The sequence below is a fragment of the Streptomyces sp. WAC05374 genome, from assembly GCF_004353505.1.
In the GTDB taxonomy this organism is placed as follows: Bacteria; Actinomycetota; Actinomycetes; order Streptomycetales; family Streptomycetaceae; genus Streptomyces.
Map to the genome: position 1 here is coordinate 176,119 of NZ_SMNQ01000007.1, position 20,083 is coordinate 196,201.

General features: G+C 69.8%; 21 protein-coding genes and 1 riboswitch. Of the genes, 10 read left to right on the forward strand and 11 right to left on the reverse strand.

Going from position 1 to position 20,083, the window contains the following annotated elements:
- Nucleotides 1-110 precede the first annotated feature (110 nt).
- Nucleotides 111-566, forward strand: a complete 456-nt coding sequence (locus E2B92_RS16585; RefSeq protein WP_235023850.1) for an excalibur calcium-binding domain-containing protein — start codon at nt 111-113, stop codon at nt 564-566.
- Nucleotides 567-573: 7 nt separating this feature from the next.
- Here the strand turns inward: E2B92_RS16585 and E2B92_RS16590 are convergent, their stop codons facing one another.
- Nucleotides 574-1,662 (reverse strand): MrcB family domain-containing protein, encoded by a 1,089-nt coding sequence (locus E2B92_RS16590; protein ID WP_126888900.1) that lies wholly within the window; start codon nt 1,660-1,662, stop codon nt 574-576.
- A 114-nt stretch (nt 1,663-1,776) separates the two neighbouring features.
- Here E2B92_RS16590 and E2B92_RS16595 point away from each other — a divergent pair, with 114 nt between their 5' ends.
- Nucleotides 1,777-4,929: a DUF3427 domain-containing protein gene (locus E2B92_RS16595; protein WP_126888899.1), complete on the forward strand. Its 3,153-nt coding sequence runs from the start codon at nt 1,777-1,779 to the stop codon at nt 4,927-4,929.
- Here the strand turns inward: E2B92_RS16595 and E2B92_RS16600 are convergent.
- Nucleotides 4,926-5,573, reverse strand: coding sequence for an ATP-binding protein (locus E2B92_RS16600; protein WP_126888898.1), 648 nt, complete (start codon nt 5,571-5,573; stop codon nt 4,926-4,928). The genes E2B92_RS16595 and E2B92_RS16600 overlap by 4 nt on opposite strands.
- Before the next feature lie 177 nt (nt 5,574-5,750).
- On the opposite strand from E2B92_RS16600, the gene E2B92_RS16605 reads away from it, so the two are divergent.
- Both E2B92_RS16605 and E2B92_RS16610 read left to right on the forward strand, forming a co-directional pair.
- Nucleotides 5,751-6,599 carry a helix-turn-helix domain-containing protein gene (locus E2B92_RS16605; protein ID WP_126888897.1) on the forward strand — a complete coding sequence of 283 codons (849 nt, stop codon included), beginning with the start codon at nt 5,751-5,753 and terminating at the stop codon, nt 6,597-6,599.
- Entirely contained in the window at nt 6,596-6,817 is a 222-nt protein-coding gene (locus E2B92_RS16610) for a DUF397 domain-containing protein (protein ID WP_126888896.1), read from the forward strand. Before E2B92_RS16605 ends, E2B92_RS16610 begins: the two co-directional genes overlap by 4 nt.
- 53 nt (nt 6,818-6,870) lie before the next feature.
- Here the strand turns inward: E2B92_RS16610 and E2B92_RS16615 are convergent, their stop codons facing one another.
- Nucleotides 6,871-7,473 carry a hypothetical protein gene (locus E2B92_RS16615; RefSeq protein WP_126888895.1) on the reverse strand — a complete coding sequence of 201 codons (603 nt, stop codon included), beginning with the start codon at nt 7,471-7,473 and terminating at the stop codon, nt 6,871-6,873.
- Nucleotides 7,474-7,662: 189 nt separating this feature from the next.
- Here E2B92_RS16615 and E2B92_RS16620 point away from each other — a divergent pair, with 189 nt between their 5' ends.
- The 3 genes from E2B92_RS16620 (at nt 7,663) to E2B92_RS16630 (ending at nt 8,753) form a co-directional block, all read left to right on the forward strand.
- Nucleotides 7,663-8,130, forward strand: coding sequence for a hypothetical protein (locus E2B92_RS16620; protein WP_235023851.1), 468 nt, complete (start codon nt 7,663-7,665; stop codon nt 8,128-8,130).
- 27 nt (nt 8,131-8,157) lie between these two features.
- Nucleotides 8,158-8,385, forward strand: a complete 228-nt coding sequence (locus E2B92_RS16625) for a hypothetical protein (protein WP_126888894.1) — start codon at nt 8,158-8,160, stop codon at nt 8,383-8,385.
- Between the two features lie 65 nt (nt 8,386-8,450).
- Entirely contained in the window at nt 8,451-8,753 is a 303-nt protein-coding gene (locus tag E2B92_RS16630) for a hypothetical protein (protein WP_133087580.1), read from the forward strand.
- A 110-nt stretch (nt 8,754-8,863) separates the two neighbouring features.
- On the opposite strand, the gene E2B92_RS16635 is transcribed toward E2B92_RS16630, so the two are convergent.
- The 5 genes from E2B92_RS16635 to E2B92_RS16655 all read right to left on the reverse strand — a co-directional run bounded on the left by E2B92_RS16635 (nt 8,864) and on the right by E2B92_RS16655 (nt 13,875).
- Nucleotides 8,864-10,153 (reverse strand): DUF445 domain-containing protein, encoded by a 1,290-nt coding sequence (locus E2B92_RS16635; RefSeq protein ID WP_126889491.1) that lies wholly within the window; start codon nt 10,151-10,153, stop codon nt 8,864-8,866.
- Between the two features lie 91 nt (nt 10,154-10,244).
- Entirely contained in the window at nt 10,245-10,853 is a 609-nt protein-coding gene (locus E2B92_RS16640; RefSeq protein ID WP_126889492.1) for a DUF1707 SHOCT-like domain-containing protein, read from the reverse strand.
- Nucleotides 10,854-11,055: 202 nt separating this feature from the next.
- Nucleotides 11,056-12,102, reverse strand: a complete 1,047-nt coding sequence (locus E2B92_RS16645) for an ABC transporter ATP-binding protein (protein WP_235023852.1) — start codon at nt 12,100-12,102, stop codon at nt 11,056-11,058.
- A gap of 8 nt (nt 12,103-12,110) precedes the next feature.
- A complete protein-coding gene (locus E2B92_RS16650; protein WP_133087591.1) occupies nt 12,111-12,875 on the reverse strand; it encodes an ABC transporter permease in 765 nt (254 codons plus the stop codon).
- A gap of 199 nt (nt 12,876-13,074) precedes the next feature.
- On the reverse strand, nt 13,075-13,875 hold the full coding sequence (locus E2B92_RS16655; protein ID WP_126887464.1) for an ABC transporter permease: 801 nt from the start codon (nt 13,873-13,875) through the stop codon (nt 13,075-13,077).
- 171 nt (nt 13,876-14,046) lie between these two features.
- Between E2B92_RS16655 and E2B92_RS16660 the strand changes: the two genes are divergently transcribed.
- On the forward strand, nt 14,047-16,407 hold the full coding sequence (locus tag E2B92_RS16660) for a transglycosylase domain-containing protein (RefSeq protein WP_126887463.1): 2,361 nt from the start codon (nt 14,047-14,049) through the stop codon (nt 16,405-16,407).
- 239 nt (nt 16,408-16,646) lie between these two features.
- Here the strand turns inward: E2B92_RS16660 and E2B92_RS16665 are convergent, their stop codons facing one another.
- From E2B92_RS16665 to E2B92_RS16675, 3 genes are all read right to left on the reverse strand, one after another.
- A complete protein-coding gene (locus tag E2B92_RS16665; protein WP_126887462.1) occupies nt 16,647-16,967 on the reverse strand; it encodes a DMT family transporter in 321 nt (106 codons plus the stop codon).
- A 38-nt stretch (nt 16,968-17,005) separates the two neighbouring features.
- Nucleotides 17,006-17,076: riboswitch (guanidine-III (ykkC-III) riboswitch) on the reverse strand.
- A gap of 45 nt (nt 17,077-17,121) precedes the next feature.
- Nucleotides 17,122-17,460 (reverse strand): GroES family chaperonin, encoded by a 339-nt coding sequence (locus E2B92_RS16670; RefSeq protein WP_064069312.1) that lies wholly within the window; start codon nt 17,458-17,460, stop codon nt 17,122-17,124.
- Between the two features lie 55 nt (nt 17,461-17,515).
- Nucleotides 17,516-17,836, reverse strand: a complete 321-nt coding sequence (locus E2B92_RS16675) for a DUF3618 domain-containing protein (RefSeq protein WP_126887461.1) — start codon at nt 17,834-17,836, stop codon at nt 17,516-17,518.
- A 121-nt stretch (nt 17,837-17,957) separates the two neighbouring features.
- Here E2B92_RS16675 and bcp point away from each other — a divergent pair, with 121 nt between their 5' ends.
- A complete protein-coding gene (gene bcp / locus E2B92_RS16680) occupies nt 17,958-18,425 on the forward strand; it encodes a thioredoxin-dependent thiol peroxidase (protein WP_126887460.1) in 468 nt (155 codons plus the stop codon).
- 131 nt (nt 18,426-18,556) lie between these two features.
- Nucleotides 18,557-20,038 carry a glycine betaine/L-proline transporter ProP gene (gene proP / locus E2B92_RS16685; RefSeq protein ID WP_126887459.1) on the forward strand — a complete coding sequence of 494 codons (1,482 nt, stop codon included), beginning with the start codon at nt 18,557-18,559 and terminating at the stop codon, nt 20,036-20,038.
- Nucleotides 20,039-20,083 lie beyond the last annotated feature (45 nt).

Genomic DNA, 20,083 nt, shown 5'->3' on the forward strand with positions numbered 1-20,083 from the left:
CTCCTCTTCACCTCTCGCGTGCAGTACTTTCACATTTGACTATTGCCCACGACTGGCACCCCTGTTCCCCCACGCAGCCCCAGTCCCGTGCGTGAGGGAGACGTGTGTCCATGACGAACGCGTACCAGCAGCCCACCACCGCCCGCCCCCCGCACCGCATGAAGCGCGTCTGGGCGGGCGGCCTGCTGCTCCTGCTGATCGGCACCGGCTGCGGAGCCGCGACCTCCCAGGACGACACCGAACCGGCCACGAAGGCCGCCCCCGCCGTCACGGTCACCACCACGGCCACCGCCACCATCACGGCCACCCCCACCGCCGCCCCGGCCCCGACGGTCACCGTCACCGAAACGGTCACCGCGACCGCCACGGTCACGGCCGCCGCCGACACGTACGACGGCGACGCGTACGACGGCGACACCGGCAGCGGCGACACGGGCGGCGACGTCTACTACAGCAACTGCGCCGACGCCCGCGCCGCCGGCGCCACCCCGGTCCGCCGCGGAGACCCGGGCTACGGCCGCCACCTGGACCGCGACAACGACGGCGTGGGCTGCGACAACGGGTGAGCCTCGCCTAGGTGGTCAATCCCCACTCGGTGACGAGGGACGAGCCTCCCCATCCGCCGGGGTGCTCCCAGAGGGACGCGATCCCGAGGGTCTCGAGGTAGTCGGCGTAGTCACCTACGTCGGCGGTGAAGAGGGCCACGAGGTGCGGAGTGGGCTCGCCCAGACGCGTGTAGTGAACGTGGCGGTATTCGAAGAGCTGTCCAACAGCCGCTCTTCCGGCGAGGTACTCCTTCCCGGTCAGGACCGTCTTGGCCTCCACCAGCCAGTCCTGACCGGGGTGGTCGCGGTGGCGCAGGACCACGTCACGGGGATGCACGCCCGTGTTGATGGCCTCGTACCCGCATGCGTAAGCGTGCTGGGCGAATCTCGTGAGGAGCGCCTCGTGTTCCTGGCGTCTCTGCGCCATGCCGCCCTGGATGACGACCGAGTAGCCCTTGCTGCTCCTCGGTCGGAAACCGCCGTGTTGAGGGTCGGGGTACTCAAGAACCGGTTCGTTGGCCTGCGGCACCTGGAACAAGACCCTGTCCGCCGCGGCCGCGTCCCGAAGGAGCTGGACCCCCTCCGCGAGGTGCTCGGCCAGCGTGTCATCGGAGGGCATGTTCGCGAGTTCATAGCGTCGCGCCGCCACGTTGGCCTTCTCGTACGAACGCGAGCGCCAGTACTTGTTCGCGACGAGCAAGTGGAGTTCGTCCTGCCACTCGTCCGCCAGAGTCGGCCTCAGGGCACCCCTCAACGTCTCGGCCTGGGCCGTCAGGTATCGATGGAGCTTGGCGCCCTTGCCATAGGTGTCAGTCAGACTCGTGATGCCCTGCTGGAGCGTCAGGGTGACCGCGCTCAGGTCCGAGCTGTAGATGTACGCGAGGTAGAGACCTTCCCCGGGCTTGTCGTTGATGGCGGGGTCGAAGACCCCAATCCATGGGGTGCGGCTGGCGTTTCCCTGCCCTCCATACCCAAGAGCGGTGCACCCGGCCGGCCACGGGAGGTCTTGCCTAGCCCGTACCCCCAGCAACAGGGCTTGGCCAGGGAGGTCACGTGAGGCCTTGCCCTCGGGCTCGTACACCTCAGAGATACGTATGAGCAGATCAGGTAACGACATTCGCAAAAGGTAACTCGAAACCGATCACTTGTAGTCGTTTTCTCGATCACCAAGTGACTGTCGGTGCCGCTTGATAGAACTCAGGAAAAGATCACGTGCGCCCAGGAGCGAGCCATGCCTCAGATCGGCAGCGATTCATCGACCCTGTCAGCGGGGCTGTACGAGCAGCTCATCACCATGCGCCTCGAGCAGCGACTGGCGGAGATCGCCGATCAGGGGTGGCATCAGATCAGCGACACCATTGGGCCGGAGTCCGTTCCTCACGTCCTCGCCCGCCATGTCGCTGAGACGGTTCGCCGCGTACTGCACGGACTACCGGCCGAAGAGCGGGTCCACGCCGCGAACCACATCTTGGAGTCCATCAGCACGCTGGCGGGCGCCCGAGAGTGGGTGGAGCTCGTGGCTGAGGGTCCGCGCGAGCTGCTCGCTCTGGCCCGCCAGGAAGCCCCGGGTGTCTACGCCATCCGACCGGCAACGCCCCTTTCGGATACCGCGCTCATCACCAACTCCCCAGAAGACCCGAGCCTCGGCTTCGAACTGCGCACCGAGATCGCCACCGCGGACCGTGTCGACCTCCTGTGCGCCTTCGTGAAGTGGCATGGGCTGCGCATCATCGAACAGTCCTTGCAGGCGGCCCGCGAGCGCGGAGTGCCCATACGCGTCATCACGACCACCTACATCGGAGCTACGGAACGTCGCGCCCTTGACCGTCTGGTGGAGGAGTTCCACGCCGAGGTCAAGGTCAACTACGAGACGCGGTCCACTCGCCTCCACGCCAAGGCATGGCTCTTCCGGCGCAACACCGGATACGACACCGCGTACGTCGGCAGCTCGAACCTCTCCAAGGCGGCGCTGCTAGACGGCCTCGAGTGGAACGTCCGCCTGTCGTCCGTCGCTACGCCCGATGTCCTCCGGAAGTTCGAGGGCACCTTCGACGCCTACTGGAGCGACCCCTCCTTCGAGACGTACGACCCGAAGCGCGACGGGAGCCGCCTCGATGAGGCACTCACCATCGCTGGTGGTACCTCAGCGAGCTCCTCCACTCGCATCACGCTGTCCGGTCTGGAGGTACGTCCCTACCCGCACCAGCGCGACATGCTGGAACGCCTGGAAGTGGAGCGAGCGGTTCACGACTGCCACCGCAACCTCCTCGTGGCCGCGACCGGTACCGGCAAGACCGTGATGGCGGCGCTGGACTACAAGCAGTTGCGCAAGCGGTACGGGCGCGATCTGCGACTGCTGTTCGTAGCCCACCGCCGGGAGATCTTGCAGCAGTCGATGCGGACCTACCAGGACGTCCTGACCGATGCGAACTTTGGGGAACACCTCCACAGCGGCGAGATCCCGGAGCGCTGGACTCATGTGTTCGCCAGCGTGCAGTCTCTGAACGATCGCGCGCTGGAACGGTTGGCGCCGGACCACTTTGACGTGATCGTCATCGACGAATTCCACCACGGCACGTCGCCGACGTACCGGAAGATCCTGGACCACTTCACCCCCGTCGAGTTGCTCGGGCTGACGGCCACACCCGAGCGGATGGACGGCAAGAACATCCAGGATGAGTTCTTCAAGGGCCGGATCGCGGCCGAGATGCGCCTGTGGGAGGCCTTGGAGAACGACCTGCTCAGCCCCTTCCACTACTTCGGCATCAGCGACAACACCGATCTCAGCGCCGTGCAGTGGAAGCGTGGCGGGTACGACGCAACGGACCTCGGCAATGTGCTGACCGGTAACGATGCCCGCGCGCGACTGGTCGTGAAGTCAGTGAAGGACAAGGTCGCCGATCCCTCCACGATGCGCGCGCTGGGCTTCTGTGTGACGGTGGCCCACGCTCACTTCATGGCGGAGTTCTTCCGCACTGCTGGCCTGAACGCCGTAGCGCTGTCCGGCGAGACGCCTCCCGAACAGCGCAAGCAGGCCCTGGCCGACCTCAAGGCCGGCAAACTTCAGGTGATCTTCTCGGTCGACCTCTTCAATGAAGGGCTCGACATTCCTGACGTCGACACCTTGCTCCTCCTCCGGCCAACGTCCAGCGCCACCGTCTTCCTCCAGCAGCTTGGGCGCGGATTGCGCCGTAGCGAGAACAAGGCGGTGCTGACGGTCCTGGACTTCATTGGACAGCACCGCAAAGAATTCCGCTTCGAAAACCAGTTCCGCGCGCTGACCAACCTCACCCGCAAGCGGCTCCTGACCAACATCGAGCACGACTTCCCCCAGTTGCCGTCCGGCTGCCAGATCATCCTGGAGGAGAAGGCCAAGAAAACGATCATCGCGAACATCAAGGACCAGATCAGCGTCAACGTCAACGTGCTCGCGAAGGAGGTGGCGGACTACGCCCTGCCACGACTCAGCCAGTACCTCTCGGAGAGCGGCCGTGAATTGAAGGAGCTCTACCGGGGTAACGGCAACTCCTGGACCGGCCTGCTCCGCAGGGCCGGGCTACTGACATCGGACGCGCCCGACGGTGAAGTCGCGTTGATGAAGCGCCTCCCGTCGTTCCTGCACGTCGACGACCCACTGCGCGTCGCCGCCTACACCCGTCTCCTCGCAAACGACGCCCCTGTGTACGACGACCTCGACGCACAGAGTCAGGCGTACGCCCGCATGCTCTTCTTCCAGCTCTGGCCGCTGGGCGGCGTCACCCGCAAGGGCTTCACCACGTATGACGAGGGCTTCGCCACCCTGCGCGACCAACCCGCTTTCCGCGACGAATTGCGCCAGATCCTGGCGTACAACCTGGCCCACACGGAGCACGTACCGATCCCCTTGACGGGCGACCACGCCGATCTCCCCCTGACCGTGCACGCCTCGTATAGCCGCGAGGAGATTCTTCCGGCCCTCGGCCAGTCCTTCATCGGCGGCTTCATGCCGGCTGACTTCCGCGAGGGCGTTAGGTGGTGTGACTCCATCAAGACGGACGCCCTCCTGATCACCCTCGAAAAGGATGAGAAGGACTTCTCCCCGCAGACGCGCTATCACGACTACGCCTTGAGTGAGACCCTCTTCCACTGGGAGTCCCAGAACCAGACATCCGAGACGTCACCCACCGGTTTGCGCTACCAGCGGCACGTCAAGGAAGGCAGCCACGTCCTGCTCTTCGTCCGCCGGTACAAGAACACGGACATAGGCGGAGCCCAGCCGTGGATGCTGCTCGGACCGGCGTCCTACGTGGAGCACAAGGGCAGCAAGCCCATGGCCATCACCTGGCAGCTTGACCACGAACTCCCCGCCGACGTCTACACGTACTCGGCGATCGCTGCCGGCTAGGCCGACACCTCGGCCTCGAAGTGCATCTGCGCCCGGTCCAGCGTCTCGTCCGGATCGCGACCGTGGGCGCGTAGCCAGTGGAGGAGGTCAGCGATCACATGAATCGCGGCCTCCTCCGCTAGGGCCACACTGACCAGGCTCGGCGCTGACGGGCGCGGCGTCCTGGCCGCGCCGTAGAGAGTGAGCAACGCTTCGGCCCGCGTCACCCTCGCCCCGCCGCCGTGTCCGTCGGGGGCAATGAGGTCCGTTGCGATCTCGCACCAGGTCACCTTCCGGTCGGTGAGGAGTTGGACACCCCACCGCTCGGCGACCGCGTTGACGAGAGCCATTCCCCGGCCAGTCTCGGCCTCTGCGTCGACCTGGCAGAGGGTCGGCAAGGCTCTGGTGTCGGGGTCGTGCACCTCAATGCGGAGGTACGTCCCACTCATGGAGACGGCGAGCGTTGTGGGGGTGCCGACACCCACATGCGTGGTGACGTTGGCGATGAGCTCGCTCGCGCAAAGTTGAGCGGCTTCCACCACCTCGCACAGTCCCCATAGTCGCAGATGGGTTCGGATCACGTTCCGGACCCCCGCGATCTCTCGCGGGTCCGCCAGGAACGGGAGCTCCCAGGGCTTTCTCGACATGCAGGCTTCGTAGATCATGTCCGTCCCCTTTCACTGTGCGTCTCCGCGTTCCCAGGCAGAGCGTCACGGTTCTCAGCATGGGGCTTGACTCATCCCGATATGCAATGTGCACGGAGGGATTACCACCATTGAGTGATTGGCACCGGTGCGGTGTGAGCGGAGACTGAACGCCTCACAAGGAGAAGAGGGGTTGAGATGGCAGGGTCACCAACAGCCCGACGCCGCCGCCTGTCCATCGAACTGAAGAAGCTGCGCGAGAGCCATGGGTACACCTGCGCGCAGGTGGGCGAAGCACTGGACTGGAGTGGCTCCAAGGTCAACCGCATGGAGACGGGCAACGGGCGAGTACAGCCCTCGGACGTCGACGCGCTGTGCCGGTTCTACGCGACCAACGACGAGCTGCGCGAGTTTCTCAAGTCACTAGCTCGCCAAGCAAAGACGCGAGGATGGTGGCAAGCACACGGCAGTGGAGTGCCCGCCTGGTTCTCCATCTATATCGGCCTGGAACAGGACATCTCCACATTCCGCCAGTACCAGTGTGAGTTCGTGCCTGGTCTCATGCAGACGTCCGCCTACGCCGCTGAGCTGCACCGTGCGACGAACCAGCTTTCGCCCGAGGATGTCGAGCGCGCGGTGCGGGTGCGCATGGAACGCCAGGCGATGCTCGCCCGCCCCGATGCTCCTGACACGTGGTTCATCGTGCACGAAAGCGCCTTGCGCAACGTGATCGGGGACACCACGTTGATGCGTGAGCAGTTGGAACGCATCCTCGAATCGATGGAGCTGCCGCGCGTGACGCTCCAAGTGCTGGCCTTCGACAGCGGTTCCTACCCCGCGACAGGGCCCTTCACCCTGCTGGGCTTCCCCGATCCGGAAGACCCCGACATTGTGTATCGGGACGGCATCACCGATGCCACCTACCTGGAGGGCGCGAGCGACGTGCGCGAGTACGCCAGAGCCTTCGACATGCTGAGGGCCGCCGCGGCGAGCCCTCAACGTTCCGTCCAGGTGATCAGGTCCGTACTGAAGGATTACGCGAGATGACGCACCCATCCGACATAGGTTCAACCCCTCTTGTGTGGTTCACGTCCTCGTACAGCAATGGCTCCGGCGGAGAATGCGTGGAATGCGCGCGCACCGGTGCGGGGATGCTCGTGCGGGACTCCAAGCGGGACGGCGGGGCTGCCGTGGCGGTGTCCGCGGAGGCGTGGTCGGTCTTCGTCGGGTGGGCTCACGCAAGGCAACGCTCCACCGCCTCCTGAACGTCGGCCGTCACCAGATTCGGGCCGATAAGCGGCAGGTGTGCTCGGAGGGCTCACGGCCCGGTCGCTCCCCGGAGGACCTCCATCACCCAGGGGTTGTGCGGGAGTTGGGCGGACCGGGCCTCGGTCATGAGGTCGGCGCGGTGGCACAGGCCACGGTCGGCGAGTTCCGTGAGCAGCGCGGTGACGGCGTGCTCCGATTCGAGGTACGGGAGCGCGTCCAGGACGGCTCGCGGCAGGGGTGCGCAAGCCAGGCCGGCGACCGGGACGCGGCGTGCGGGACGGATGGTGGGGCGTACGCGGACGTAGGCGTGGCCGCGGGGGGCGGCGCGGTGGGTGACGAGGACGTCGACCTTGGGGGCCGGTACGGACGTCACGCCGTACAGGGTGAGGGCGGCCAGGCCGGTGAGCAGGGCGTCGGGGCCGGCGTACAGGAGGGCGCCGCGCAGGCGCTGCTGCGGGGTGGGCGCGGTGGTCTGGAGCGTGATCACGCGGGGCAGCAGGCGGCGCCAGGGGCCGGGCGGGCGACAGAGCGCGGCGACGGCGGAGGAGGCGCAGCCCAGGTCCATGAGCTGGTGGACGGTGGCGACTCCGTCCTGGGCGACGACGAGCGGGTCGGCGGCCAGGCGGTGCGGTGGCGTGGGGCGGGTCGGCATGCGCGGTTGGTGCCCCTGGGGCGCCTGCGGATATCCGCCCGGCCCTGTGCCGTTACGTGATGGTGGCAGTAAGGCTCCTGCACCACCCCTGAAGGTTACTTGTTGTCATCGTACGGTCACGGTGCGGTTGGGCCGGGTGGAGTCGGGGATCTTCGGCTCGTCGCCGGACACCGATGAACGGAGCCTCCAATGCGCCGAGTTGTGCAGTACGCCCAGGTCTTCCTCGCCGCCGCCGGGATGGTCGCCCCCACCGCGGAGCCCGCGGCGGCGAGTGCGGTGGGGTACGCGAAGGTGAGCGGGTTCTGCCATGACTTCCGGGGTGCGGAGATCTGCGCCCCGGTCACCACCCTCGGGCACTTCATCCAGGGCAAGGGCAAGAGGATCACCCGCCAGGAGGCCTCCGTGCAGGACGTCGCCGGTGGTGACACCGCGGGCGGCAAGTGGTGCAACTGGCGGATCGACTGGCGTTACACGGACGGCGACGGCCGCGTTTACAAAATCAGCAAGGGCCGCACCCACAACCGGTGCGACTGGCTCGGCTCCATCGGCCGTGTCGACAAGAGCAAGCGGACGTTGCAGCACTACGGCAAGGCATGCGCGGACTTCCACGTCGGGGGCAAGAAGCGCGCCTCCCAGTGCCACTACATCACCAAGTGAGTGGAGAGTCCCATGGCTGGAGGGCCGATGAACTCGTCCCAGTCCCGCACCCTGCGGTGGATGCTGATCGTCTGCCTGAGCGGCGTCGCCGCCGGGCTCGCCGTCCCCATCGCGCTCGGGCTGCTCCTGCCCGAGGAGATGTACCGGGACCTTTCCGATCAGGTGCTGTTCTGGGTCGTGGCGGCGGTCGCCGTGGCCCTCTGCGTCGCCGTCTACGTCCGCACCCGCCGCAAAAGTCCCCGTCCACCGCGTTAGCCTCGAGCCAAGGCATGACCGAGCGTCGTACGGGCGCACGGCCGGACGGAAGGCAGGCGGCAGACATGGCGAGGGTTCCGGCAACGGTGGTGGCGGCGAGCGGGCTCGTCGGGGGGTACGCCGTGGCGCGGTGGACGAAGAAGCGGCCGCTCGGTGGGGTGGCCCTGGCGGCGGCGGGGGCGGTGGCGGCGCGGGAGTGGCGGGAGCGCAGTGGGGGCAAGGCCGCCGCGGGGCTGACCGCGGCGTACGTGGCCGCGTTCGCGGGGTCGCATCCGCTGGCCAAGAAGGTCGGGGCGTGGCCGGCGGTGTTCTCGGTCGCCGGGGCGATGGCGGCCGCCTCGTGGGCAGTCGGCCGCAAGAGCGGTTGAACACCCGCTCGATGGCGTACGTATAAGACAGCACCTCCCCACAGTGGCCGGGCGGGTGACCGGTCGGGCAGGGGCCGGTCCCCCGCCCGGCACGCCCCCCGGGGCGCGGGTCAGCCGCCCAGGGCGTGGGAGACCGTGTAGATCAGCAGGCCCGCGAGCGCGCCGACCACCGTGCCGTTGATGCGGATGAACTGGAGGTCGCGGCCGATGTGGGCCTCGATCTTCCTGGACGTCTGGTCGGCGTCCCAGCTCGCGACCGTCTCGCTGATGAGCGAGGTGATCTCGGCGCGGTACGTCGTGACGACGTAGACCGCCGCGTCCTCGACCCAGCCTTCGACCTTCGCCCGCAGGCGGCTGTCGGTGGCGAGCCGGTTGCCGAGCGAGATCAGGGAGGCGCGGGCGCGCAGGCGGAGCTGGCTGCGCTCGTCGTCCGCCGCCGAAATGATCATGGCGCGTACGGAGGCCCAGGCCGAGGCGATGATGTCCTGGACCTCCGGCCGGGCCACCAGGTCGGACTTGAGGCGCTCCACCCGGGCGCGGGTGTCGGTGTCGCCCTGGAGGTCGGCCGCGAAGTCGGTCAGGAACCGGTCCAGGGCGCCGCGCGCCGGGTGGGCGGGCATGTCGCGCATCTCGGTGACGAACCGCAGCAGTTCCTTGTAGACGCGCTCGCCGACCTTGCGGTCCACGAAGCGGGGCGTCCAGCCGGGCGCGCCACCCTGGACCGCGTCCATGATCGAGTCGGAGTGCAGGACCAGCCAGTCGTGGGCGCGGTTGCAGATCAGGTCGACCGCCCCGTGGTGCGCCCCGTCGGCGACGACCTTCTCCAGGGTCTTGCCCACACCGGGCGCGATCTCCACGGCCTCGGCCCGCCGCGTGATGGCCTCGCCGACCACCGCCTGGACGTCGGCGTCCCGCAGCACGGTCAGCGCCCCGCGCAGCGCCGTGGACAGCTCGGCCGTCACGCGGTCGGCGTGGGCGGGCTCGGCGAGCCAGGTGCCGAGGCGCCCGCCGATGCCGAGGGAGTGGAGCCGGGCGCGTACGACGGTCTCGGAGAGGAAGTTCTCGCCCACGAAGGAGCCGAGCGAGGCGCCGAGCTGGTCCTTCTTGGTCGGGATGATCGCCGTGTGCGGGATGGGCAGCCCCATGGGGCGCCGGAACAGCGCGGTCACCGCGAACCAGTCGGCCAGCGCGCCCACCATGCCGGCCTCGGCCGCGGCGGCCACGTAACCGGGCCAGCCGGTCACCCCGGAGTTGCGCGCCCAGGTCGCCAGGACGTAGATCAGGGCGACCAGGAGCAGCAGGGCGGTGGCCGTGAACTTCATCCGGCGCACGCCCCGGCGCTTCTCCTCGTCGGCGGCCGTGTACGAGAAGGCGACCAGCGGGGTCTTCGTTCGGTTCATCCTGCTCCACCCGTCCGCGCGCGTGCGTACCTATGTCCCTATCTCAGGTACTCCCCAGCCGCACGGCGAGTTCCCCGCGCACCCCGGAACGTCACTTCCGGAGCTGCTTGCGGGCCGCCTTCCGTTCCTTGCGCCTGACGTCCACGCCGCCCATCAGCGCGAACCCGGTGATCCGCACGCGCGGCGAGCCGGGGGTGCCCTCGCCGGCGCCCCGGTCGTCGAAGCCGCCCATGAAGCCCAGGCCGGTCACCTCGACGTGCAGCTCGGGCGGGACGACGACCTGGATGCCGCCCATGACGGCGAAGCAGCGGATGACGATCTCGCGGTCCTCGAAGTCGGCGTCGCGCAGGTCGATGTCGCCGCCGCCCTGGAGCACGGCCGCCGTGAAGTTCCGCGCGACGCTCCACTTCCCGCGCCTCCCGAAGCCGCTCCAGAAGGCGAAGGCGCCCTTGGAGGTGGCGGGCCTGCCGATCCGGGCCGGCCAGGCGGGGTCACCGCTCTCCACGGGGGTCGCGGCCGCGGGCAGGTCGCGGACGAGCGGGACCAACTCGCCGTGGGTGCGGGCCTTGTAGGCGAGGTCGAGGCGCTCCTCGAACTCGGCCATGTCGAGGCGGCCCTCGGCGACCGCGTCCCGCAGCCGCTCCGCGATCCGCTCGCGGTCGGCGTCCGAGGCCCGCATCTCGGGCAGTTCGCTCGTCATACGAACAGCCTAATGCGGGGCGCCGTCACAGGCCCGCTGATCGTCCGGAGGGTCGCCCGCCGAATCGCCCGGTGGTGGGCGCCGTCACAGGCCCGCTGATCGTCCGGAGGGTCGCCGGCCGAATCGCCCGGTGGTGGGCGCCGTCACAGGCCCGCTGATCGTCCGGAGGGTCGCCGGCCGAGTCGCCCGGCTACGGACGCCGTCACAGGCCCGCTGATCGTCCGGAGGGTCGCCCGCCGGGTTGCCCGGTCGTGGCCCCCTGGCGGTACATCTTCGCGATCACGGCCTCGATGTCCGGCTCCCGCACCGACAGGTCCACCAGCGGGTACTCCGCCGCGATGCGCGCCACCAGGGGCGCCGCCGACCGCGCCGCCGGGAACGCCAGCCACTGGCGGGGACCCTCCACCTTCACCACCCGGGTGCCGTCGGCCGCGATCGGCGGCAGCTCCCGTTCCAGGTCCACCACCAGCGTCCGCTCGCTCTCGCCCACCTCGTGCAGCCCGCCGAGCGGCCCGTCGTACATCAGCCGCCCATGGTCGATGACCATCACCCGCTTGCAGAGCTGCTCGATGTCGGTCAGGTCGTGCGTGGTGAGCAGCACCGTCGTCCCGCGTTCGGCGTTGAGGTCCCGCAGGAAACCGCGCACCTTCGCCTTGGAGATGACGTCCAGGCCGATCGTCGGCTCGTCGAGGTAGAGGACCTCCGGGTCGTGCAGCAGCGCCGCCGCGATGTCGCCGCGCATCCGCTGGCCCAGGGAGAGCTGACGCACCGGCACCTCCAGCAGCTCGGCGAGGTCGAGCAGCTCGACGCACCGCTCCAGGTTCTCGCGGAACCGGGCGTCGGGAATCCGGTACAGGCGGTGGACCATGCGGTACGAGTCCCGCAGCGGCAGGTCCCACCACAGCGTGGTGCGCTGCCCGAACACCACTCCGATGCGGCGCGCCAGCCGGGTCCGGTCCCGTGAGGGGTCGATGCCGGCGACACGCAGCCGTCCGCCGCTGGGCGTGAGGATGCCGGTCAGCATCTTGATCGTGGTCGACTTGCCCGCGCCGTTGGGACCGATGTAGCCGACCATCTCGCCGCGCGACACGCGGAAGCTGATCCCGTCCACCGCGCGGACCTGGCTCCTTACGCGCCGGAAGCGGCCGGTCTTGCGGCGTACGTCGAAGACCTTCTCCACCCCGTCCAGTTCGATGACGTCACCGTCGACGTCCGGCATGACGCCGGGCACCGTGTCCGACACGTCCATGTCAGCGCTCAACTCCCCGTACTCCGGTACGAACGAATCCCCACCCGCCACGCCAGCCCCGCCCCCGCCCAGAACACCGCCGCCACCAACGGCGACACGAACGCCGCCCACGCCGGCAGCCCCGCCGGTGCCTCGCGCCCCAGCACGTACAGCGCCGGCACCCAGTTCACGAAGGCGAGCGGCACCATGTACACCACCCCGCGCACCAGGTCCTGCGCGAAGATCACGGGCGGGTACTGGAGCAGGGTGTTGCCGCCGTAGGTGAACGCGCTGGTGACCTCCGAGCCGTCCTGCGCCCAGAACTGGAACGCCGCACCCGCCACCATCAGCGCCGCGAAGATCAGCCACCCGCTCACCACCATCACCGGCACCAGCGCCACCTTCAGCGGCGTCCACGCCACGTCCAGCAGCACCAGCGACCAGACCAGGACGAGGAGCCCCTGGGTCACCCGCCCGAGGCGCCGCAGCGCGAAGCGGTCGGCCGCCACCTGCGCGAGCACCGGCACCGGCCGCACCAGCAGCGTGTCGAGCGTCCCGTCCCGTACGCGCCGGCCCATCCGCTGGAGCTGACCGAGCGACAGGTCGGCCAGCCCGAAGGCGGTGCTGGTCGTCCCGTACAGGAACGCCACCTCGGCGAAGGAGAAGCCGCCCAGGCCGCGCACCTGGCCGAACATCAGCAGGATGACGACGAAGTCGAAGCCGGTGGCCACGAAGTTGGACACCAGCGTGAGGGCGAAGGAGACGCGGTACGTCATCGTCGACCGCACCCACATCGCGGCGATCAGCCCGTACGCGCGCAGCCCCGCACCCAGCTCGCCCACCCCGGACCACCCCCGCCCCGTCGCCCCCGCGCCCGATCCCGCGCCCGGCTCGCCGACCCCGGACGGCCCCTGCCCGACCGCCGTCACCCCCGCCCCCGCGCCCGGCTCAGCCACGCCGGACCGCCCCTGACCTACCGGCCCCGCGCCCGGTTCAGCCACCCTGGACCACCACCCGTCGTGTCGCCGCCGCCTGGAGCACGCGCCCGGCCGCCAGGAGCACCACCGCCCAGCCGGCCTGGAAGGCGTACAGCCCCGTCAGGCCCCAGCCGGTCCACTTCTCCAGGAACACGTCCGCCGGGACCTGGAGCATGGACGCCCAGGGCAGCGCCCGCGCCACCTCGCCCAGCGTCCCGGGGAAAACGGTGAGCGGCAGCAGCATCCCGGAGAAGAACAGCCCCGACAGCCACGCCACCTGCACCACGCCCGCCCCGTCCATCAGCCAGAACGCGCTCAGCGCCACCAGGAACCAGAGGGCGAAGCTGACCACCACGCCCAGCGCCACCGACACCAGGAAGGCGAGCCAGGTCAGCGGGCGCTCGGGCAGCGCGAGGTCGAAGGCGAGCGCCCCGGCCGCCATCGGCACCACGCCCCGGCCGAGCAACTGGAAGCCGGACCGGCCGAGGGCGACGGAGAGCCACCAGAGCTGGAGGTCGGCCGGGCGGTAGAGGTCGACGGCGATGTCGCCCGTCTTGACGCGCTCCATCAGCTCGTCCTCGAACCCGCCGCCCATCAGCCCGCAGGTCGCCAGCAGGGCCTGTCCGATCCACACATAGGCGAGCGCCTCGGCCATGTCGTAACCGCCGAGCCCGGGGCGCTCGTTCCAGAGCGCCATGTAGGTGTACGCCAGGATGAAGCCGAAGACGGTGTTGGTGAACACCCCGGCGGCGGTCGCCATCCGGTACGTCGCGTACCGCCGGAACGCACCCGCCGCCACGGCCGCGTACAGCCGCATGTCCCGTGCTCCTTCCCGTACCCGTCACACACCAAAGCCGGGGAGCCTAGCCCGTCGCGGTCCGGGCCCGCGAGCGGTTTTCCGCTGCCGTTGCCGGGGTTGGGCGGGTGCGCCGTGCACTATGAGAGGGCTATACAAACAGGACATAAGCGACGAAACAGGCCGGAGACCATGAGCGACGAGCCCTCGCAGCCAGGCTGGGAGCCCCGCGACCCGACCGTCGCGGGGACACCCGGCGGAAAACCCGCCCGCCCTGACGGGAAGAAGCCGAAGCGGAAGAGGCGCACCGGCTGGCGGCGGCTCGTGCCGACCTGGCGCATGGTCCTCGGCGCGTTCCTCCTCACCGCCCTGCTGCTGATCGGCGGCTTCTTCGCCGGTTACCAGCTCGTCGACATCCCGGCCGCCAACGCCGCCGCCACGGCCCAGTCCAACGTGTACCTCTACCGCGACGGCACCCCGCTCGCCCAGAAGGGTGACGTCAACCGCGAGAACGTACGCCTCTCCCAGGTCCCCCTGCCCGTCCGGCGGGCCGTGCTGGCGGCCGAGGACCGGGACTTCTACTCCCAGCCGGGCGTCGACCCCGAGGCGATGCTCCGCGCCGCCTGGAACACGCTCACCGGCAAGGGCACCCAGGGCGGCTCCACCATCACCCAGCAGTACGTCAAGAACTACTACCTCGGCCAGGAGCGGACCCTCGTCCGCAAGGTCAAGGAGTTCTTCATCTCGATCAAGCTCGACCGGGAGAAGACCAAGGACGACATCCTCGAGGGCTACCTCAACACCAGCTTCTACGGCCGCAACGCCTACGGGATCCAGGCCGCCGCCCGCGCCTACTACGGCAGGGACGCCCAGGACCTGACGGCCGCTCAAGGGGCGTACCTCGCCGTGCTGCTCAACGCCCCCAGCGCGTACGACGTCGACGGCCGCCCCGACATGCGCGCCAAGGCGGTCGGGCGCTGGAACTACGTGCTGGACGCCATGGTGCAGGAGAGGTGGCTCACCCCCGCCGCCCGGGCCGCCACCGCCTTCCCCGAGCCGGAGGACGCCACCGCCACGACCGGGCTGTCCGGCCAGCGCGGCTACATCGTCCAGGCCGTCGAGGACTACCTCACCGCCCATGACGTCATCGACAAGAAGACCCTGGCCCAGGGCGGGTACCGCATCACCACCACCCTGGACCAGCCCAAGCAGGAGGCCCTCGTCGAGGCCGTGGCCGACCAGGTCACCGCGCGGCTCGACCCGGCCAACGAGACCGACCGCTACGTACGGGTCGGCGGCGTGTCCGTCGACCCGGCCACCGGCAAGGTGGTCGCCATGTACGGCGGCGTCGACTACACCCGGCAGTTCGTCAACAACGCGACCCGCCGCGACTACCAGGTCGGCTCCACCTTCAAGCCCTTCGTGTTCGCCGCCGCCATCGACAACGCCTCCGTCACCCAGGACGGTGACCGCATCCTCCCCAACACCCGGTACGACGGCACCAACAAGCGCCAGGTGCAGGGCTGGGGCGGCCACCCCTACTCCCCGGCCAACGAGGACGACGTGGACTACGGCCCCATCACCGTCCGCACGGCCACGGACAAGTCCGTCAACGCGGTGTACGCCCAGCTCGCCGTGGACGTCGGCCCCGCCAAGGTGGAGCAGACCGCCATCGACCTGGGCCTGCCCGCCGACACGCCCGACCTGAACCCCTCGCCGTCCATCGCGCTCGGCCCGGCCACCGCGAGCGTGCTGGACATGGCCGGGGCGTACGCGACCCTCGCCAACCACGGCAAGCACGGCCGGTACGCACTGGTGGAGAGGATCGAGAAGGACGGCAGGACACTGCCGCTGCCCGCGGCCAAGAGCGAGCAGGTGATCAGCCGGGAGGCGGCCGACACGACGACGGCCATGCTGCGCAGCGTCATCGAGGGCGGCACCGGCACCGCCGCGCAGGCGGCCGGGCGCCCGGCCGCCGGCAAGACCGGAACGGCGGAGGACGACAAGGCGGCCTGGTTCGCCGGCTACACCCCGGACCTGGCCACCGTGATCACGGTGATGGGCCAGGACCCGGACACCGGGGCGCAGAAGCCGCTGTACGGGGCGCTGGGGCTGGAGCGGATGAACGGGGGCGGGGCGCCCGCGGAGATCTGGGGCCAGTACACCCGGGCGGCCCTGGCGGGCAGCGCGGTGCGGGACTTCGACCTGGTGCTGGCGGAGGGCGCGGACGAGGAACCGCCCGAGGAGGAGCCGTGGCCCGGGGAGGGCGACACGGAGGGCCCGGACGGCTGGAACGAGGGCGGCGACCAGGAGGGCATGGAGGCGGGGCGCGGCCGGGAGGGGCGCGGGCGGGACGACGGTGACGACGGCTACCGCGGCGGCCCCGCCGCGCCGGGCGGCACCGGTGGGGCGCGGTCGACGGGCGGCGGGCGGGGAACGCCCGCCCCGGGACCGGGGGCCGCGACCGCCGGGCCCGCCGCGGCGGTGCCGGCCGGCCCGCCCGGTGGTCCGGCACCCGGCGCGCCGCCGCCCGTACCCGCGCCCGCCGGTTAGGTCGCCCGGGCCGGGGCCAGGGGGTGTCTTGTCGATCAGGCCGGATCAGGGAGCGGTGTCCGGTGCGTGCGATCGCAAGGCGGAGGTGGGGGTCCCCCCGCCGAAGGCAGGGGGAGGAGCCACTGCGGTGGGGGCACCTCCCGTGCCCGTAGGGCTACGGGGGACATTGGCGACCGACGACAACGCGGCGAGCGTGCGTGCCAGGCGTCGCGAGCCCGGCAAGATCGGCAAGACACCCCCTAGTGGCCGGACGTGGCCTTCAGGCCCACCACCGCGACCAGGAGCAGACAGACGAAGAAGATCCGCGCGGCGGTCGCCGGCTCGCCCAGCACCACCATGCCGACGACCGCCGCGCCGGCCGCGCCGATGCCGACCCACACGCCGTACGCGGTACCGATGGGCAGGGTCTTCGCGGCCTGGGACAGCAGGGCCATGCTGGCGACGATCCCGATGCCGGTGAACAGGCTGGGCCACAGCCGTGTGAAGCCGTCGGTGTACTTCATCCCGATCGACCAGCCCACCTCGAGCAGACCGGCGACGATCAGCAGGACCCATGCCATGACGGCACCTCCGAGACGCGAGAACGTACGACCAAGGGGGTGCGTCGTCTTTGCGTAACCCGGTACGGCGCGTCTCGTCGGGGTCCCTCCACGCTAGCAAAGGGCATGCGCAAGGGCCTGGTGACGTCCGCCACCAGGCCCGAAGCCGCTCCCGCTACAGATACAGACCGGTCGAGTCCTCGGACCCGCCGAAGCGGTCCGCCGCGACCGCGTGCAGGTCGCGCTCCCTCATCAGGACGTACGCCACGCCCCGCACCTCGACCTCGGCACGGTCCTCGGGGTCGTACAGCACCCGGTCGCCGATCTCCACGGTCCGGACGTTCTGACCGACCGCGACCACCTCGGCCCAGGCGAGCCGGCGGCCGACGGCGGCGGTCGCCGGGATCAGGATGCCGCCGCCCGAGCGCCTCTCGCCCTCGGGCGTGTCGCTGCGGACCAGGACCCGGTCGTGCAGCATCCGGATGGGCAGCTTGTCGTGGGTGTTCTCGCTCACGCCACGAACCTACCTGCCCGGACGCGCCGCGCACGCCAGAGGGTCACGGATCGTGTCAGCCCTTGCGCCTGCGGGCGGTGACGGCGAGCAGCCCCACCACGCCGACCACCAGCAGGGCCACCGGCACGACGCGCTCCAGGCGCGGCTCGCCGTCCTCCGAGACGAACCGTCCCTTCACGTCGGTGACGACGCGGTTCACCGTGACGAAGGCGCGCCCGGCGGTCTCGTCGACCGTCGACGCCACCCTGGCCTTCGCGTCCCCGATGATCGTCTTCGGGTGCATGCGTACGCCGATCTCGTCGAGAGTGACGGCGAGCTGCTCGCGCCGGCGGACGATGTCCGCCTCGATCTGCGCAGGGGTCCTGGCTTCCGACACCGCGCTGCCTCCGTAGGTCCGTCCAAATCCGTGGTGGACAGTCTGTCAGCTCAGGGGCCCGGTGACTGTCGCAGACCCCCATTAGGCTCTGAACGCATACGTCCGATTCAGGAGAGAGATCATGAGCGAGCGACTGCAGCCCGGCGACACGGCCCCCGCCTTCACCCTGCCCGACGCGGACGGCAACGACGTGTCGCTCGCGGACTACCGGGGCCGCAAGGTCATCGTCTACTTCTACCCGGCCGCGCTGACGCCCGGCTGCACCAAGCAGGCGTGCGACTTCACCGACAACCTCGGCGTGCTCGCGGACGCGGGCTACGACGTGGTCGGCGTCTCCCCGGACAAGCCGGAGAAGCTGGCGAAGTTCCGGGAGAAGGAGGACCTGAAGGTCACGCTGGTCGGCGACCCGTCCAAGGAGACGCTCACCGCGTACGGCGCCTTCGGCGAGAAGAAGCTGTACGGCAAGACGGTGACGGGCGTGATCCGTTCGACCGTGGTCGTGGACGAGGAGGGCAAGGTCGAGCGGGCGCTGTACAACGTGAAGGCCACCGGCCACGTGGCCAAGATCATCAAGGACCTCGGCATCTGAGCCGTCCGGCCGGCCGGCCCGCCGCCATGTGACCTTGGTCCCCGATATCCGGGACCTCGGTTTGCGATCGTTACGCACGAGCAGGTGTTCCCCTTGGATTGATCCCGAAGTCCAGGAAAGGAACCCTGCCCATGGCGGCCACGGCCGATCCAGCGGCGGTCAGGCGCCACCGCATCCTGTTCCGCACCATCCAGCAGCGGAAGAACCCGAAACTCCGGCGGTCCGACATCACCGTCACCGACGAGGCGGCGGTCAAGCGGGCCGTGAAGGCGGCCTCGCTCGGCAACGCCATGGAGTGGTTCGACTTCGGCATCTACAGCTATCTGGCCGTCACCATCGGCCATGTCTTCTTCCCGTCCGGGAACGACACGGCGCAGTTGCTGTCCTCCTTCGCGACCTTCGCCGTCGCCTTCCTGATCCGGCCGCTGGGCGGCCTGTTCTTCGGCCCGATGGGCGACCGGATCGGCCGCAAGAAGGTCCTCGCGCTGACGATGATCCTGATGGCGGTCGGCACGTTCGCGATCGGGCTGATCCCCTCGTACGCCTCCATCGGCTTCTGGGCCCCGGTGCTGCTGATCCTCTTCCGGCTGGTGCAGGGCTTCTCGACGGGCGGGGAGTACGGCGGTGCGTCCACCTTCATCGCCGAGTACGCGCCCGACAAGCGGCGCGGCTTCTTCGGCAGCTTCCTGGAGTTCGGCACGCTCGCCGGGTACGTGGGCGCGGCGGGCCTGGTCACGGCGCTGACGGCGGTCCTGGGCGACGCGGCCATGGAGTCCTGGGGCTGGCGCGTGCCGTTCCTGGTGGCGGGCCCGCTGGGCCTGGTGGGGCTCTACCTGCGGCTGCGGCTGGACGAGACGCCGGCGTTCCGGAAGCTGGAGTCGGAGAGCGCGTCCGCCTCCGAGGCCGCCGACACGGTGGAGACGTCCGCCAAGGGCGACCTCGGCACGATCTTCCGCCAGTACTGGCCGACGCTGCTGCTGTGCGTCGCGCTCGTCGGGGCGTACAACATCACCGACTACATGCTGCTGTCGTACATGCCGACGTACCTCTCCGACGAGCTGGGCTACAGCGCGACGCACGGGCTGCTGATCCTGCTGGCCGTCATGGCGCTGCTGATGCTGATCATCAGCCGGGTGGGCCGCCTCAGCGACCGCTACGGCCGCAAGCCGCTGCTGATGGCGGGCATGCTGGGGTTCCTGTTCCTGTCGGTGCCGGCGTTCTGGCTGATCGGCCTCGGCGGCGTCCTCGCCGTCACGGCGGGCATGCTGATGCTCGGCCTGTCACTGGTGTGCCTGCTGGGCACCATGTCGGCGGCCCTCCCGGCGCTCTTCCCGACGCATGTGCGCTACGGCTCGCTGTCGGTGGGCTACAACCTCTCCGCGTCCCTGTTCGGCGGCACGACCCCGCTGGTCATCACCGCCCTCATCGGCCTGACCGGCAGCTCGCTGATGCCCGCGTACTACGCGATGGCGGCGGCCCTGGTGGGGGTCGTCGCGGTGGCCTGCATGAAGGAGACGGCCCGTCAGCCCCTCGCGGGCTCACCGCCGTCGGTGTGCACCGAGGAGGAGGCCGCCGCGCTGGTCCGGGCCCGGGCGCCCGAGCCCCGGTTCTGACGGGCGCCGCCCGGCGGCCGTGGCGGGCCCACTACGATGGGGGCG

Coding starts and splice junctions, on each gene's coding strand:
- E2B92_RS16585 (WP_235023850.1), top strand. CDS start 111: ATGACGAACGCGTACCAGCAGCCCACCACCGCCCGCCCCCCGCACCGC.
- E2B92_RS16590 (WP_126888900.1), bottom strand. CDS start 1,662: ATGTCGTTACCTGATCTGCTCATACGTATCTCTGAGGTGTACGAGCCC.
- E2B92_RS16595 (WP_126888899.1), top strand. CDS start 1,777: ATGCCTCAGATCGGCAGCGATTCATCGACCCTGTCAGCGGGGCTGTAC.
- E2B92_RS16600 (WP_126888898.1), bottom strand. CDS start 5,573: ATGATCTACGAAGCCTGCATGTCGAGAAAGCCCTGGGAGCTCCCGTTC.
- E2B92_RS16605 (WP_126888897.1), top strand. CDS start 5,751: ATGGCAGGGTCACCAACAGCCCGACGCCGCCGCCTGTCCATCGAACTG.
- E2B92_RS16610 (WP_126888896.1), top strand. CDS start 6,596: ATGACGCACCCATCCGACATAGGTTCAACCCCTCTTGTGTGGTTCACG.
- E2B92_RS16615 (WP_126888895.1), bottom strand. CDS start 7,473: ATGCCGACCCGCCCCACGCCACCGCACCGCCTGGCCGCCGACCCGCTC.
- E2B92_RS16620 (WP_235023851.1), top strand. CDS start 7,663: ATGCGCCGAGTTGTGCAGTACGCCCAGGTCTTCCTCGCCGCCGCCGGG.
- E2B92_RS16625 (WP_126888894.1), top strand. CDS start 8,158: ATGAACTCGTCCCAGTCCCGCACCCTGCGGTGGATGCTGATCGTCTGC.
- E2B92_RS16630 (WP_133087580.1), top strand. CDS start 8,451: ATGGCGAGGGTTCCGGCAACGGTGGTGGCGGCGAGCGGGCTCGTCGGG.
- E2B92_RS16635 (WP_126889491.1), bottom strand. CDS start 10,153: ATGAACCGAACGAAGACCCCGCTGGTCGCCTTCTCGTACACGGCCGCC.
- E2B92_RS16640 (WP_126889492.1), bottom strand. CDS start 10,853: ATGACGAGCGAACTGCCCGAGATGCGGGCCTCGGACGCCGACCGCGAG.
- E2B92_RS16645 (WP_235023852.1), bottom strand. CDS start 12,102: ATGGACGTGTCGGACACGGTGCCCGGCGTCATGCCGGACGTCGACGGT.
- E2B92_RS16650 (WP_133087591.1), bottom strand. CDS start 12,875: ATGTGGGTGCGGTCGACGATGACGTACCGCGTCTCCTTCGCCCTCACG.
- E2B92_RS16655 (WP_126887464.1), bottom strand. CDS start 13,875: ATGCGGCTGTACGCGGCCGTGGCGGCGGGTGCGTTCCGGCGGTACGCG.
- E2B92_RS16660 (WP_126887463.1), top strand. CDS start 14,047: ATGAGCGACGAGCCCTCGCAGCCAGGCTGGGAGCCCCGCGACCCGACC.
- E2B92_RS16665 (WP_126887462.1), bottom strand. CDS start 16,967: ATGGCATGGGTCCTGCTGATCGTCGCCGGTCTGCTCGAGGTGGGCTGG.
- bcp (WP_126887460.1), top strand. CDS start 17,958: ATGAGCGAGCGACTGCAGCCCGGCGACACGGCCCCCGCCTTCACCCTG.
- proP (WP_126887459.1), top strand. CDS start 18,557: ATGGCGGCCACGGCCGATCCAGCGGCGGTCAGGCGCCACCGCATCCTG.